This is a genomic window from Streptomyces sp. GbtcB7 (assembly GCF_019091445.1).
Classification (GTDB): domain Bacteria; phylum Actinomycetota; class Actinomycetes; order Streptomycetales; family Streptomycetaceae; genus Streptomyces; species Streptomyces mirabilis.
The window spans coordinates 1-14,135 of sequence record NZ_JAGXJM010000079.1; the positions used below are offsets into that span (position 1 = coordinate 1).

The window sequence follows — 14,135 nt, forward strand, 5'->3', positions numbered from 1 at the left end:
CTGAAGAGGACGGTGTTCGCCGAGATCGAGGACGTCGTCGCACCTGGTGCGGTGCTCGGCTCCAACACCTCGACCCTGCCGATCTCCGAACTCGCCGCAGGAGTCCGGCAGCCCGAGGACTTCCTCGGCCTGCACTTCTTATCCCCGGCGGAGCGGATGCAACTGCTGGAGATCGTGGTGGGCGAGAAGACCAGCGATGCCACGCTGGCCAAGGCCTTCGACGTCGCCCGGCAGCTCGAAAAGACGCCGATCGTGGTCAATGACAGCAGGGGGTTCTTCACGAGCCGGGTGATCATGCGATTCCTCGAAGAAGCCGCCGCCATGGTGGGCGAGGGCATCGCCCCCACGTCGATCGAGCAGGCCGGCCTCCAGGCCGGATATCCCACCCCGCCTCTCCAGTTGTGGGACGAACTCACCCTCACTCTGCCCCGCAAGGTCCGCGACGGGGCCCAGGCGGCAGTACGCGAAGGCGGCGGGACGTGGGAGACACACCCGTCGGAGCCGGTGATCGACCGTCTGATCGACGAGTTCGGCCGCACGGGCCGGGCGGCGGGCACCGGGTTCTACGACTACGCCGACGGCCGACGGACCAGCCTCTGGACCGGCCTGTCCCGGCACTTCACCCGTGAGGGCGCCGGGATCCCGTTCGAGGACATGAAGGAGCGGATGCTCTTCGCCGAAGCGCTGGAGACGGTCCGGTGCTTCGAGGAGGGCGTCCTGCGCTCGGAACCGGACGCCAATGTGGGCTCGCTGCTCGGCATCGGCTTCCCCGCGTGGACCGGTGGCGTGCTCCAGTACATCCATGGCTACCCCGGTGGCCTGCCAGGCTTCATCGGGCGGGCCCGTGAACTCACCGAGCGCTACGGACCCCGCTTCGAACCGCCGGCCGGACTGCTGACCACTGCCTCGACCGGGAATGCCTTCCGGTGATACCGATGCTTCGTCCCCCGAAGGAGGCCGACTCCCCGTCAGGCAGCATCCATGCCGGACGATCCAGCATGAAATACGGACTCTGCCTCATGGAAACGCCATTGTTGACAGCCTAACCTTCCACGGAGAAAAGCCATCCCCCGACCATGAGGATCGCCATGCGCATCGGTCTCCAAGTTCCCAGTTTCACCTACCCGGGTGGACCGGACCGGATCGGCCCGGTCTTCGGGCGGATCGCCCGTGACGCTGACCAGGCAGGTCTGCACAGTCTCTGGGTCATGGACCATGTCTTCCAGATCGCGACTGTCGGCCCGGCCGAAGAGCCAATGCTGGAAGCGTACTCGGCCCTCGCGTATGCCGCCGCGCTCACCGAGCACATCACGCTCGGCACCATGGTGACCGGCAGCGTCTACCGGCACCCTGGTCTCCTGGTCAAGACGGTCACCACGCTCGACGTCCTGTCCGGCGGCCGTGCCTGGCTCGGCATCGGCGCGGCTTGGAACGGTGAGGAAGCCGCCGGTCTGGGCATCCCGTTCCCGCCCCTGGCGGAGCGCTTCGAACGCCTGGAGGAGATCCTTCGGATCGCCCATCAGATGTGGTCCGGCGACGAGAGCCCGTTCACGGGCGAGCACTACCGGCTCGCCCGGCCGCTGAACTCGCCGGCGGCGTTGCGCTCTCCGCACCCGCCGATCCTGATCGGCGGCAGCGGAGAGAAGAAAACGCTGCGACTGGTCGCCCAGTACGCCGACGCCTGCAACCTCATGGACTCGCCGGAACTCCCGCGCAAGCTGGACGTGCTGCGCGAACACTGCGCCCGCGTGGGCCGCCCGTACGAAGAGATCGAGAAGACTGCGATCAGCGTGCTTCCTTCGGACGCCTCCGTCGAGCAGGCTCTGGACACCGCCGGGCGGTTCGCCGAACAGGGCATCGACCAGCTGGTCTTCTCGTCCATGAAGCCACATGAGGCACAGGTCGTCCCGCTCCTCGGCGAGGTCGTGGAGCAGAGCGCCAAGATCGTCCCGGTCGGTCGCTGAGCCTTTACGAACCATCACTATCAGGACAAGCGGTTAAGTTGAGAGTCTTCATTACGGGTGGATCCGGCTACATCGGCCGCCACACCATCCCGGCGCTGCTCCAACACGGTCATCGAGTGGAGGCGCTCGTCCGCAGTGACAGCGCCGCCCGGACCGTGTCCACGCTCGGTGCCACTCCCGTGCGCGGCGATCTCACCGACACCACCGGGCTGCGCGAAGCTGCTGTCCGGGCCGACGGCGTGATCCACCTCGCCCGGAGTCGGACCGAGGACATCGCCGCCGTCGACCGCGACGCAGCCGAGGCGCTGCAGGACGGCGTCGGCAGCGGACCGTACGTCCACACCGGAGGGGTCTGGGTCTACGGCGACACCGATGGCGTCGCAGACGAGGAGGCGCAGCTCAGCCCGCCGCAGATCAGCGCATGGCGGTTGGAGAACGAGAAGCGCGTGCTCACCCGTTCCCTGATCGGCGGCCGTCCCGTCATCGTGAAGCCGGGCATCGTCTATGGTCGCTCGGGTGGTTTGCCCCAGATGCTACTGGTAGATCAGGGATACACCAACGGCGCCGTGCCGGTCATCGGTGACGGCGCCAACCGTTGGGCCCTGGTACACGTCGAGGACCTCGCTGAGCTGTACGTACTGGCGCTCAGTGCCCCTGCCGCCACCGAATACGCGGGCGTCGGCGGGCAGAACCTGGCGTTCAAGGACATCGCCGAAGCCGCCAGCCAGGCGGCCGGCTGCCCCGGGCGACTCCGCCATCTGACGCCGGAGCAGGCGAGCGAGCGGCTCGGTCCGCTCGCAGAAGCTCTTCTCCTCGACCAGCAGCTCACCGGCGACCGCGCCCGCCACAAGCTCGGCTGGGCGCCGAAGCACAACGACGCCCTCGCGGAGATCGCCGCAGGCTGACCCGACGGCCGGGGAAACGGAACGGGTCCGCCCCGCCGCGAACCCTGCGCAGCCGGGGCGGACCCGTTCACCGCCTCATCCGTGCGGGGCGGACGACGCCCGCGCCGTGACGTTCCCGCCCAGGCCCGTCGCCCTCAGCGTGGCCACCTCGTCGGAAGCCAGGTCCCCGAAGTCCATGTATCTCGCGGCTGTGGGGGCCCAGAGCCGGACGACTGCCCGCACGGTTCCGGTCGGGGGCGTCGAGGCATGGTCAGGCTCCATTGATCAACGCTTGGGCCCGCTCGCCCAGTTCGAGCACTCCCTCTCCGAAGGACTTGAGGAAAGGGTCGTCGCTGGACCCACTGACCGCCCTCCGGTAGTTACCCTCCATGAAGATCGCGGCCTTCCAGAGCGCCAGTACCTGGTACCAGCGGATGCCTGAGACATCACGTCCCGACCGTTCGGCGTAGGCGTTGATGAGGTCCGCGCGGGAAGGAAAGCCGGCCTGCCTGGTGACGTTGTAGATCTCGAACTGACCGAGCGGCGGGTCCTGGGCGTCGACCCACAGCATGGACAGGTAGCCGAGGTCGGCGAGCGGGTCGCCGATGGGGGCCATCTCCCAGTCGAAGACCGCCACCAGCCGGGCCGGGGCATCCGGCGCGAGCATGACGTTGCCCAGACGGTAGTCACCATGGACGACCGTCGTGTCACCGTCGGCGGGCCGGTTCGCCGCGAGCCATGCCGCGACCTCGGTGATGAGAGGGAATTCGCGCGTACGGCTGTGCTCCCAGAGGCCGCTGAACCGCCGCAACTGCCGCTCCAGGTAACCGCTGGGCCGACCGAGGCCGTCGAGCCCGGCGGCGCTCCAGTCGACGGCGTGCACCTCCACCAGCGCATCGACGAGTTCGTCCGCGATACGGCGACGGTCTTCATCGGCCGAGAACACCTCGGCCACGGTGCCCGTGATCACATGCCCTTCGACGCGCTCCGACAGAAAGAACGGCGCACCGATGACGGCCGCGTCATCACAGATCGCCACCACATGCGGCACCCGTGCCCCGGTCGGCCCGAGTGCCCTGATGACCCGTGCCTCGCGCACCATGTCATGAGCACTGGGCGGCAGCGGGCCCCTGGGCGGGCGCCGCAGGACCAGGTCAGCGCCCTCGCGCCGGACCGCCATGGTGACGTTCGAATGCCCCTCCCCGATCGGCTCCACCTGGACCGGCCCCCGGCCGAGATCGTGCTCGTCCAGATACGCCGTCAGACCATCGAGAATCACCAGGGGTTCACGGGCACCCACGCCGACCTCCGCGGCGGACTGCACGATGTCGTCGGCGGCCAGTGCCGCGGAACTCATGCGGGCACCTCACTCACTGAGTCATTGACCAGCAGGCCGCCGTCGACGACGAGCGACTCACCGGTGATCCATTGGGCTTCGTCCGAAGCGAGGAAGGCCACGGCGCTCGCGACGTCCTCCGCCCGGCCGAGCCGGCCCAGCGGATAGTGCGCGAGGAGCGCGGGTTCGTTGCCGTCATAGAGGGCTGCGGCGAACTTCGTACGCACCAGTGCGGGTACGACGGCGTTGACCCTGATGTCCGGGCCGAGCTCGAAGGCAAGCTGGCGGGTCAGGTGCAGCAGAGCGGCCTTGCTAGTCACGTACGCGCCGAGTCCCAGTTGCGGCCGGAGTCCCGCGATCGAACCGATGTTGACGACCGCTCCGCCGTGCTCCCCCATCCATGCCCGGTGGACTTCTTGGACCCAGCCGAGAGGTGCGACCACGTTTGTCGCCAGGGTCTTCTGGACCACGTTCAGATCGGCGCCGACCAGCGGGCCGTAAGTCGGGTTGATCCCGGCGTGGTTGACCAGGATGTCCACGGAACCGAATCGGCCCATCGTCCGAGCCACCGCCACGGCCCGGTGTTCGGGGTCGGAACTTGATCCCGCCAGCGCCAGGACGGAGTCGGGCGCGCCGAGTCCTGCGGCGGCCTTGTCGAGGGCCTCCTGATTGCGAGCGGTGATACAGACACGCATTCCCCGGTCCAGGAAGGCACGCGCCACCGCCAGGCCGATGCCACGGCTCGCCCCGGTCACCAGAGCTGTACGACGGACGGTCATGGTCCGCTCCTCAGCGAAAGACGACCGCGGTCCGCCGAGGCCTGGATCAGCTCGGCGTACCGCGTCCTTGCTGCGGCTCGGCGCGTGGGTACGTGCGCGGTCGGCACTTCGTCAGCCGGCGGCTTGTGGTCGCGCAGGATCCTGCGCGCCACCGAACCCCGGTGCACTTCGTCGGCGCCGTCGTACAGTCGTGCCGCGCGGGCGTCGCGGTACATGGCCTCCAACGGAAGGTCGGCCGAGTAGCCGAGCGCGCCGTGGATCTGAAGGGCCCGGTCCACGACGTCGTGCAGCACGCCGGCCCCAAAGAACTTGATCAAGGAGATGTCCTGGACGGCCGCCTGGACGCCCTGTGTGTCCATGATCCAGGCCGCGTGCAGGGTCATGAGACGCGCGGCGTGCATCTGTGCCGCCGAGTCGGCGATCCAGTTCTGCACGGTCTGTTTGTCGCCCAGCACAGAACCCTGCGCATAGCGGTAGGTGGCCCGTTCGCAGAGCATGTCGAAGGCCCGTCGGGACACTCCGAGCCAGCGCATGCAGTGGTGAATCCTGCCCGGTCCCAGGCGGTGCTGGGCGATCCTGAACCCGTCGCCCTCCTCGCCGAGGGGGTTCTCGGCGGGCACCCGCACGCCGTCGTAACGGATCTCGGCGTGACCGCCGACCTTCCCGAACTCCTCCTGCGGGTGCTCCATCGTCGGCACATCCCGCAGCACCCGCACGCCCGACGTGTCTGTCGGGACGATGAACATGGAGGCGCGCCGGTGCGGGACTTCGTCCGGATCGGTCACCGCCATCACGATGAGGAAATCCGCCACCGAGCCGTTGGAGGTGAACCACTTGTGCCCGTCGATGACATACTCGTCGCCGTCTCGCACGGCACGCGTACGCAAGAGTGTGGGGTCCGAACCCGCGGTGTCGGGCTCCGTCATACTGAACGCCGACTTCAACTCGCCGGCCAGCAGCGGACGCAGCCACCGTTCCTTCTGCTCCGGAGTGCCGGCCAGGGCCAGGATCTCGCTGTTGCCGGAGTCGGGAGCCTGACAGCCGAACGCCCGCGGTGCGTACGGCGAGCTGCCGAGGATCTCATTGATCAGACCGAGCTTGACCTGGCCATACCCTTGGCCGCCGAGCTCCGGCGGCAGATGGCAGGCCCACAGCCGCTGCTCCTTCACCTCCTGCTGCAGTGGACCGTAGATATCATCCAGCGCCTGCTGGTCCAGGTCTTCGGCGATCGTCTCGAGTGGCCAGATCTTCTCGCGTACGAAGGCGCTCATCCAGTCGAGCTTCTTCTGAAAGGCGGGCTCCGTGGCAAATTCCCATGCCATTGGCTACTGCCCTTTCTGTTCATCCGCGACACGCCGCAACTCGTGGGTGTCGATCGCGCGCTTGAGCAACTTGCCGGTGGAACTCGTCGGCAGCCGGTCGACGAACGCGACGATGCGCGGGTATTTGTAGGCGGCCAGCCGATCGCGGGTGTATTCGCGCAGCTCGTCCGCAGTGGTACGTGCTCCGGGCCGCAGCCGGACGGCAGCCGCGACCTCCTCGCCGTGCAGTGGGTCGGGGACGCCGAGTACGGCGGCTTCGAGCACATCGGGGTGCTGGTAGAGGATTTCTTCGACCTCGCGCGGGTAAATGTTGTACCCGCCGCGGATGATCATGTCCTTCTTGCGGTCCACCACGAACAGGTCACCGTCGGCGTCCAGCAGCCCGATGTCTCCGGTGTGGAACCAGCCGTCGCGCAGGGCCTCGGCGGTCGCCTCGGGAAGGTTGTGGTAGCCCGTCATGACCCCGACGCCCCGGACAAGGATCTCCCCCCGCTCGCCCGTCGGGCAGGGCTTTCCGTCGTCGTCGGCGATCAGGACGTCGGTGCCCCAGATCGGCTGTCCGACCGAGGCCGGCTTGCCGGGGCGGTCTGCGGGTGTCGCGGCGACCGCCGATGACGCCTCGGAGATTCCGTACGACTCGATGGTATGGCAGCCGAAGGTGTCGGTGAAGGCTCGTCGCACTTCGGTGGGCACGGACTGCCCGCCCAGCAGCGCGACCCGCAACTCCGGCAGTTCCACCGGCCGACGCCGGTACGCGGCCAACAGGCCGACGGACATGGCCGGCACTCCGGGAAAGACGGACACCCGGTGCTCCGCCATGAGCGGCAGGGTCGCCTCGGCGTCGAAGCGCTGCTCGATCAGTACGCAGGCGCCCGACAGCAGGGCCATGTTGAGTACCGCGTTGAGCCCGAAGATGTGGCTGAACGGCAGCGCCGCGAGAACCACGTCGTCCGGCGTCATGCGCAACACTCGGGTGGCGATGGTGTGAGCGGTCCACACCATGCCGGAATGGGTGAGCTGCGCACCTTTCGGACGTCCGGTGGTACCCGATGTGTACAGCAGTACGGCGATGTCCCCGGGGTCGGTGTCCTCGACGGGCCCGCCAGGCTGGGCGGCGGCGACCCGGTCCAGGAATCCGGTCGCCTTAAGGACCTGCGGCACGCCCAGTCCAGCCGCGACCGGCAGCGCCTCGTGGCCGAGGTCCTCCCCCACGATGAGCACGTGGGCCCCCGAGTCGTGGAGACAGAACTCCAACTCTCCCGCACGCAACAGCGTGTTGAGTGGTACGACGGTTCCCCCGGCCTTCAGTACTCCGAGGCAGGCGACGACGAAGTCGACACCGTTCGGCAGCATGAGGGCAACGGTGCGCCCTCGTGCGACACCAAGACCGCGCAGCACGGTCGCGGCACGATCGCTCTCCTCATCCAGCCGGCGGTACGTGATCACCGATCGGCCGACGCGCAACGCCGGCCGGTCGGGGTACGCCTTGGCCGACTCGGTGAGCAGGACGGACAGGTTGAGCCCCATTGCTCCTCCTTCATCCAAACCGGAAGCCCGAAGGACCGGTCAGTCCTGCCAGAAGTTCTTGGAGAGCTTACGGCGGGCGGCACGGGTCTCCGGCTGAGCAAAGTCCTCCATGCCCTCGGTGGCGAATCGTCCGGGCTTGTTGGCGAAGGGAACGATCGGGATCTCGAAGGCCATTGCTCCGGACAGGGGCAGGTCCGCGCCCTTGTTGAGGGCGAACTTCGAGCGGCGAATGGTGATCGGGTTCTTGGCGGACATGACCTCGACCAGCGCGTCGACCTCGGCGTTCAGTTCCTCCGGCGCACAGATCCTGTTGATCATGTCGTGCTGCTCGGCGACCTGGGCAGAGAACAGCTGGCCGATCAGGTTCCACTCCTTGGCCTTGCGGCGGCCGGCGAACCGGGCCAGGCGGGTGACGCCGCCCCAGCCGGGCGTGATGTCCCAGTCGATCTCCGGCATGCCCCACCGGCTACGGTCGGTGGCGATGACGAAGTCACAGGTCAGTGTCAGCTCCAGGCCACCACCGGTGCAGACTCCGTCAACCGCAGCGATGGTGATCGGATTCAGGTCCTCGATCATCTGGGCGGTCTCCTGGTACTGACGGGCCTGCCAGTACGGGTCGTCGTCCGTCCAGGTCAGGAAGTCCTTGATGTCGTCGCCGGCGCAGAAGGTCTCCCCCGCACCCCGGAAGATCAGGAACCGGCACTCGCGGTCCTTCTTCACCCGGCGCACCGCGTCCTGCAGTTCGTCGGACATCTGACGGTCCAGTGCGTTGTGAGCTTCCGGGCGGTTGAAGGTGATCGTCGTGATCTCGCCCTCACGTGCGAAAAGGATCTTCTTGTAGTCGGTCACGGCTCTCTCCGTCCGTTGTGGTGCACAGTCCGGAACGACTGTTCGTCCACAAACTTAGGAAGCGATATAACGGCTGTCAATGGCCGTGCAGGTACTCCGTACGAACAGTCGTTCCGGAGAGTCTCGACGGCTGCTAGGCTGCTGCTATGCCCACCAAGCCCCGTCGGCCCTCCGGCCGCACCACGAACCAGCGTTCCGACGTGCGCGACGCGGCACTCGCCCTGTTCGCCGAGCGGGGCTACCGCACGACGGGGGTCCGGGACATCTCGGACGCCCTCGGGATCGGAACGACGAGCGTCTACAGCCACATCAGCTCCAAGGCCGAGCTACTGCGCGAGATCGTGCTCGGCACCCTCGACGCCGCTCTCAGCATTCAGGCAGACGCCATCGCCAGCACCACCGATGTCGTCGATCAACTGCGTCGGGTCGCCGAGTCGCAAGTGCGGTACTTCACCCAATGCCCCCAAGAGGCGATTGTCACGACCCGGGACTTCATGTGGGCGGAGAGCGACGACCTCAAGGAGATCCTGACCCGGCGTCAGACCTATCTTCACCGAGTCGAGGAACTGCTCGGCCGCGGCCATGACGAGGGCCGGTTCGTGGTCGAGAACTCGAAGATCGCCGCCTTCGCCATTATCGAGATGTGCGAGGCCGTGCCCAAGTGGTTCCGCGCTGACAACGAGCTGTCGGCCACTCAGATCGCATATCTCTACGGCGAGTACGCGGTTCGCATCGCCGGGGCGGGTGGACCGCCCTCATAGGCTCTCCTCCCGCCCCCGCTCCTCCCGCCCCGCTCCTCCCGCTCTCAGCGAGCCAGCGCCTCTGCCCGCCGGTAGTGGCTGGGTGCGCGCCCCATAACGCGCTTGAAGGCGTTGCTGAACGCGCTCTCCGAGTCATAGCCCCAGTCCGCCGCGATCGCGGACACTGTGCGGTCCCCGTTGCGCAGCGCCTGGCCGGCGGTCTGCATACGCCGTTTCAGCAGATAGTCCACCGGTGCGACCCCCACCAGAGCCTTGAACCTCTCCGCGAAGCTCGACCGGGACATGTTGACGGCGGTGGCAAGGTCTCGGACCGTCCACCGCCTGGTGACGTCATCGTGCATCAAGCCCAGGGCGGCGCCGATCTGCGGGTCGGCGAGGGCGCCAAGCCAGCCACCGTAGGGCGGGGCGTCCCCACCGGGGGAGGCGAGGTGCGCCCGGAGAGCCTGGAGGAACACGATGTGGGCCAGGTGACCGGTCATCAGTGCGGCGCCAGGGCGCGATTCGGCGGTCTCGTGGGCGAGTAGTTGCAACGCTGAACGCAGTACGTGCGCGGGGTCGGAGGAAGCGCGGATGATGATGAGCGGAGGGAGAGAATCGAGAAGCAGGCCGGCATTGAGTTCATCCAGGGTGATGCTGACGCCGATCACGACGGTCATCGGGTCTGCGTCGCCATATCGGACGATGGGGGCACCGCCCGCCGCCGCGAAGACGAGCGAACCGTCAACGGGTTCGGTCTCCAGGTCACTGCCGACCCGGTAAGGCAGTCCGTTCGCGAGTAGATAGCAGTCGCCCGCGTCGAGATGGACCGGCTCCTCGACTCCGTCGACCGTGATCCAGCAGTCACCGGATAGGACTGCGCCGAACTTCAGGTGTCGGTAGCCGGTGAAGTCCATGGCCCAGTGGCCACCCGCCTCCAGACGCACCGACAGGGCGCCCTTCACGTCCAGCAGGGCGAGAACATCGGACAAGGGATCCACCGGCAGCACTCCAGACGATCACATCATCGAATCTTTGGATGATCCAGCATGAATCCTGGACTCTCCCTCATGGATTGTCCGCCTAGACGGGTCTAGCGTGCAAGTGTACGTACCTAGGAAGGGCACACCATGCAGTACGAACAGCTCGGCCGTACCGGCACCTTCGTCTCCCGGATCTGCTTGGGAGCGATGACCTTCGGCGGAGCCAACACTCCACCGTTCGACGCGGTCGGCGGCCTGGGCCTTGAAGACACCGACCGTATCGTCGGCACCGCTCTCGACGCAGGCGTCAACTTCATCGACACCGCCGACGTCTACGCGGCGGGCGAGTCGGAGGAACTGCTCGGGAAGGTGCTCAAGAGCCGCCGCGACGACGTGGTGCTCGCGACCAAGCTGCACGGCCGCACCGGCCCGGGCCCCAACGATGTCGGCCAGTCGCGCATTCACGTCACCCAGGCACTGGAGAGCAGTCTGCGCCGCCTGGACACGGACCACATCGACCTGTACCAGATCCATGGATTCGACCCGCTGACCAGCTTCGAGGAAACCCTGGGCGCCCTGACCGACGCGGTCCGTCAGGGCAAGGTCCGTTACATCGGCGCCTCCAACCTCACCGCCTGGCAGATCGTCAAGTCGCTCGGCGTCTCGGCCCTGCGCGACCTTGAGCCGTTCATCTCGGTGCAGGCTTACTACTCGCTGGCCGGACGCGACCTCGAACGCGAGCTGCTCCCCATGATCAAGGACCAGGGACTCGGCCTCCTGGCGTGGAGCCCGCTGGCGGGCGGCTTCCTGTCCGGCAAGTTCACCCGCGAGGGCGCCGCCGATGCCAGCGCCCGCCGCACCCAGCTGGACTTCCCTCCGATCGACCGCGAGAAGGCCTACGACGTGATCGACGTGCTCAAGGCGGTCGCCGCCCGGCACGAGGTGAGCGCCGCACAGGTGGCCCTCGCCTGGGTGCTCGCCCAGCCGGGCGTCACCAGCACGATCATCGGAGCCAAACGTGTGGAACAGCTCACCGACAACATCGCGGCGGCCGAGCTGAAGCTCAGCGAGCAGGATCTCACGGAACTCGACACGGTCAGCGCGCTCACCCCGGAGTATCCCGGGTGGATCCAGGCGTACGGCGCCGGGGACCGCATCCCGCGGGGCTGAGGCGCGCCAGTGGGAGCCGCCGCCCCGGCTCCCACTGCACAAAGAGCATGTCGAGATACTTTAAAAACGTAAGCAACTGCTATATCTACTGTTACTACAGTATCTTGAGCCAGATCGTTGGAGTACCGCATGTTCATCGCCACCGCAGTCCTGTCCATCCTGCTCGCGCTGGCATTCGCGGCAGCCGGTCTGCCGAAGGTCACCGGCAAGCCCGAGTCGATCGAGTCAACCCAGAAGCTGGGCTACCCGGCCGGCGCCACCCGGATCATCGGCCTGCTGGAATTCGCCGGATCCGCCGGACTCCTGATAGGCCTGTGGCTGGCCCCGCTGGGTGCCGCCGCCGCGATCGGCCTCACCCTCACGATGATCGGCGCCGTCATCAGTCACGCCCGGGTCAAGGACACCCTCGCGCACATCGCTCCAGCCGCGATTCTGGGCATCCTCGCGATCGTCACCACCGTGCTGCGCATCGCCACCACCTGATCGCATCCGAGCGCGCCGCCGACCGGGCGGATCGACTTCGGCGATCTCGAAGACGTGAGGCATGTTGTGGCTGATCACGCCACTGCCCGGACCGTCGCACCTGGAAGGCGGCCGCATGCGATCTGATGCCGCCCTTGCATCAACGCTCGCGTGACCGGGCCATTGCGGCGAAGGGCTGCTCACCCCGGGGGATACGGCACATCGCAGCCGGAACGTCTCTGAAGAAACGTCCGGACGGTCCCGGATCGCTCAGCGGCAGCCGCAGGATTCTCGGTGCATGAATCGCGAGGCAAGGCGCAGCGTTCGAGGCGGGCGTTCCGGGTCGGCTATCCGCTGCACCAGCAGCTGGACCGCGGTCTGCCCGATCTCGGACGACGGCTGGGCCACCGTGGTGAGCCGTGGCCGGAACAGGTCGGCCCACGGAAAGTCGTCGAAACCCGCCAAGGCGACGTCCCGGGGGACTTCCAGGTCTAGCTCGGTCAGGGCGCGCATCGCCCCGATGGTCATGAGGTTGTTGCCGGTGATCAACGCGGTCGGCGGCCCCGGCAGGGCGAGGAGACGGTGCACTGCGTCGTTGGCGTGTTGTTCATCCCCGTGACCACTGATCATCAGTTGGGGGTCGGCCGCCAGACCGTGCCGTTCGAGGCCCTTCTCGAAGCCGCTGACGCGCTCGCTGGTCGTGCTCAGCCCGGGGAAACCGGAGATCATGGCGATGCGACGGTGACCCACTTCGACAAGGTGGTCGACGAGGGTGGCGGTGGACTCGGTGTTCTCGACGCCGACCTGGTCGAACTTCTTGGACACGAACCGGTCGATGACCACCGTGGGGATGCCTCGCTCCGCAAGGAACTTCATCGCCGGCGCTCGCCGTTTGGACGGGGCGATGAGCACCCCGTCCACACGGCGAGCGTGCAGTTCCTGTACGACCCTCAGTTCCCGGGCCGGATCGTCCTCGGTGTCGATCAACAGCAGGCTGTACCTGGTGGAACGCACCTCGGCCTCGATGTGCACCAGCAGGTCGGTGAAGGCTGGCTTGGACATGGCGGGCAGCGCCAAGCCGATGGTCTCGGTCGTGGAGGTCGCGATCGAGCGCGCCACGCTGTTGGGGGTGTATCCGGTCTCTGCCACCGCCGCGAGAACGCGCCGCCGCGGTTCGTCCGCGACGAACCGGGTCTCGTTGAGCACATGCGAGACGGTGGTGACCGACACCTCCGCCAGTTTCGCGATGTCGGCCATCGTGACCTTCCTCACCGCCATCTGCATCCCGCCCTCCGTTGTCCGAACCACGAGCGCGAGACCGCACCCCTGAGCGCAAGAATATTGCGCAACCGCTTGCTTCTAGATCGACTCTACCCCTCCCCCGGCGCGGCGTCCGGGTCGAGCAGACCGCGCTCCCGGCGAGCCGCCATCGCCATGCACACCGCGGAGGCCAGCGCGTGCCCGAGCGGTCCCGTGGTCAACTCCACGCCCGGGGTGTGTCCGTGCTCGGGGTGAGCCGGCGTCAGTGAGCCCCATGTGCGCAGGCCCTTGAGGGCGTCGAGCTCGAGCCCCGTAGCCGGACAGGAAAAACTGGCTGTACAGGTCGGGCTGGAGTGCCCGCAGGAAAGGACGATCCGGTCCCTGCCCAGCCACCGCTGGTCGGCCGAACCGTGCCGCATCACCTGTTGGAAGAGCGGGTAGGCGGCGGGGGCCGGGCTCATCGCCGCACCGGGGTGGCCGTTGCCCGCCCTCTGTACCCGGCGGCGGCCGCCAGCACCCGGACCGGGTCTACGGCCTGTGCGTCGGGTTCGGTCCAGCCTGCCCGGTCGGAGATCGGCGCCGGTGGGGCGGAGGTGGGGCGACCGGTCATGCTGGGAGGTCCCGGAGTGGGCCGTGCGGTGGTCACTTGACTGCGCCCATGGTGAGACCGCGCACCAGTTGCTTCTGCGCGATCCAGCCGAGCAGGATCACGGGCAGCGAGGCGAGCAGCGAGGCGGCGGACAACTGCGCGAGGAACAGGCTGCGCCCGGTGATCAACCCGCTGAGATACACCGGCACCGTGCCGGCGGTGGTGGAGGTGAGGTTGTCCGCGAAGAAGAACTCGTTCCAGGAGGAGATCGCG

Annotated in this window: 13 protein-coding genes and 2 pseudogenes; 6 read left to right on the forward strand and 9 right to left on the reverse strand. The window is 67.5% G+C overall.

What is annotated here, in order from left to right; all coding sequences use genetic code 11:
* The 3 genes from KVT44_RS54135 to KVT44_RS54145 all read left to right on the forward strand — a co-directional run.
* Nucleotides 1-930, forward strand: a 930-nt coding sequence (locus tag KVT44_RS54135) for a 3-hydroxyacyl-CoA dehydrogenase family protein (protein WP_217576440.1), incomplete at its 5' end; no start/stop codon positions are given.
* Between the two features lie 146 nt (nucleotides 931-1,076).
* Nucleotides 1,077-1,964, forward strand: a complete 888-nt coding sequence (locus tag KVT44_RS54140; RefSeq protein WP_254651167.1) for an LLM class F420-dependent oxidoreductase — start codon at nucleotides 1,077-1,079, stop codon at nucleotides 1,962-1,964.
* Between the two features lie 38 nt (nucleotides 1,965-2,002).
* Nucleotides 2,003-2,869, forward strand: coding sequence for an NAD-dependent epimerase/dehydratase family protein (locus KVT44_RS54145; protein WP_217576442.1), 867 nt, complete (start codon nucleotides 2,003-2,005; stop codon nucleotides 2,867-2,869).
* Between the two features lie 250 nt (nucleotides 2,870-3,119).
* Here KVT44_RS54145 and KVT44_RS54150 read toward each other — a convergent pair whose 3' ends face one another.
* From KVT44_RS54150 to KVT44_RS54170, 5 genes are read right to left on the reverse strand one after another with little or no spacing between them, the layout of a single operon-like run.
* Nucleotides 3,120-4,205 (reverse strand): phosphotransferase family protein, encoded by a 1,086-nt coding sequence (locus KVT44_RS54150; protein ID WP_217576444.1) that lies wholly within the window; start codon nucleotides 4,203-4,205, stop codon nucleotides 3,120-3,122.
* Nucleotides 4,202-4,963 carry an SDR family oxidoreductase gene (locus KVT44_RS54155; protein ID WP_217576446.1) on the reverse strand — a complete coding sequence of 254 codons (762 nt, stop codon included), beginning with the start codon at nucleotides 4,961-4,963 and terminating at the stop codon, nucleotides 4,202-4,204. Before KVT44_RS54155 ends, KVT44_RS54150 begins: the two co-directional genes overlap by 4 nt.
* Nucleotides 4,960-6,285, reverse strand: coding sequence for an acyl-CoA dehydrogenase family protein (locus tag KVT44_RS54160; RefSeq protein ID WP_217576448.1), 1,326 nt, complete (start codon nucleotides 6,283-6,285; stop codon nucleotides 4,960-4,962). Before KVT44_RS54160 ends, KVT44_RS54155 begins: the two co-directional genes overlap by 4 nt.
* Before the next feature lie 3 nt (nucleotides 6,286-6,288).
* Nucleotides 6,289-7,812: a long-chain fatty acid--CoA ligase gene (locus tag KVT44_RS54165; protein WP_217576450.1), complete on the reverse strand. Its 1,524-nt coding sequence runs from the start codon at nucleotides 7,810-7,812 to the stop codon at nucleotides 6,289-6,291.
* 39 nt (nucleotides 7,813-7,851) lie between these two features.
* On the reverse strand, nucleotides 7,852-8,661 hold the full coding sequence (locus tag KVT44_RS54170; protein ID WP_217576452.1) for an enoyl-CoA hydratase/isomerase family protein: 810 nt from the start codon (nucleotides 8,659-8,661) through the stop codon (nucleotides 7,852-7,854).
* A 146-nt stretch (nucleotides 8,662-8,807) separates the two neighbouring features.
* Between KVT44_RS54170 and KVT44_RS54175 the strand changes: the two genes are divergently transcribed.
* A complete protein-coding gene (locus KVT44_RS54175; protein WP_217576454.1) occupies nucleotides 8,808-9,422 on the forward strand; it encodes a TetR/AcrR family transcriptional regulator in 615 nt (204 codons plus the stop codon).
* Between the two features lie 44 nt (nucleotides 9,423-9,466).
* Here the strand turns inward: KVT44_RS54175 and KVT44_RS54180 are convergent, their stop codons facing one another.
* Nucleotides 9,467-10,399, reverse strand: a complete 933-nt coding sequence (locus KVT44_RS54180; protein ID WP_217576456.1) for an AraC family transcriptional regulator — start codon at nucleotides 10,397-10,399, stop codon at nucleotides 9,467-9,469.
* Between the two features lie 129 nt (nucleotides 10,400-10,528).
* Between KVT44_RS54180 and KVT44_RS54185 the strand changes: the two genes are divergently transcribed.
* Together KVT44_RS54185 and KVT44_RS54190 are read left to right on the forward strand one after the other, a co-directional pair.
* A complete protein-coding gene (locus tag KVT44_RS54185; RefSeq protein ID WP_217576458.1) occupies nucleotides 10,529-11,551 on the forward strand; it encodes an aldo/keto reductase in 1,023 nt (340 codons plus the stop codon).
* Nucleotides 11,552-11,680: 129 nt separating this feature from the next.
* The gene (locus tag KVT44_RS54190; protein WP_217576460.1) at nucleotides 11,681-12,034 is read left to right on the forward strand and encodes a DoxX family protein; all 354 of its coding nucleotides are present in this window, start codon (nucleotides 11,681-11,683) and stop codon (nucleotides 12,032-12,034) included.
* A 249-nt stretch (nucleotides 12,035-12,283) separates the two neighbouring features.
* Here KVT44_RS54190 and KVT44_RS54195 read toward each other — a convergent pair whose 3' ends face one another.
* The 3 genes and pseudogenes from KVT44_RS54195 to KVT44_RS54205 all read right to left on the reverse strand — a co-directional run.
* Entirely contained in the window at nucleotides 12,284-13,297 is a 1,014-nt protein-coding gene (locus KVT44_RS54195) for a LacI family DNA-binding transcriptional regulator (RefSeq protein WP_254651168.1), read from the reverse strand.
* A gap of 95 nt (nucleotides 13,298-13,392) precedes the next feature.
* Nucleotides 13,393-13,883 (reverse strand): annotated as a pseudogene (locus KVT44_RS54200) (transketolase); the annotation flags it as partial.
* Between the two features lie 32 nt (nucleotides 13,884-13,915).
* Nucleotides 13,916-14,135: pseudogene (locus tag KVT44_RS54205) on the reverse strand (carbohydrate ABC transporter permease); the annotation flags it as partial.

Coding starts and splice junctions, on each gene's coding strand:
- KVT44_RS54140 (WP_254651167.1), top strand. CDS start 1,077: ATGAGGATCGCCATGCGCATCGGTCTCCAAGTTCCCAGTTTCACCTAC.
- KVT44_RS54150 (WP_217576444.1), bottom strand. CDS start 4,205: ATGAGTTCCGCGGCACTGGCCGCCGACGACATCGTGCAGTCCGCCGCG.
- KVT44_RS54155 (WP_217576446.1), bottom strand. CDS start 4,963: ATGACCGTCCGTCGTACAGCTCTGGTGACCGGGGCGAGCCGTGGCATC.
- KVT44_RS54160 (WP_217576448.1), bottom strand. CDS start 6,285: ATGGCATGGGAATTTGCCACGGAGCCCGCCTTTCAGAAGAAGCTCGAC.
- KVT44_RS54165 (WP_217576450.1), bottom strand. CDS start 7,812: ATGGGGCTCAACCTGTCCGTCCTGCTCACCGAGTCGGCCAAGGCGTAC.
- KVT44_RS54175 (WP_217576454.1), top strand. CDS start 8,808: ATGCCCACCAAGCCCCGTCGGCCCTCCGGCCGCACCACGAACCAGCGT.
- KVT44_RS54185 (WP_217576458.1), top strand. CDS start 10,529: ATGCAGTACGAACAGCTCGGCCGTACCGGCACCTTCGTCTCCCGGATC.
- KVT44_RS54190 (WP_217576460.1), top strand. CDS start 11,681: ATGTTCATCGCCACCGCAGTCCTGTCCATCCTGCTCGCGCTGGCATTC.
- KVT44_RS54195 (WP_254651168.1), bottom strand. CDS start 13,297: ATGCAGATGGCGGTGAGGAAGGTCACGATGGCCGACATCGCGAAACTG.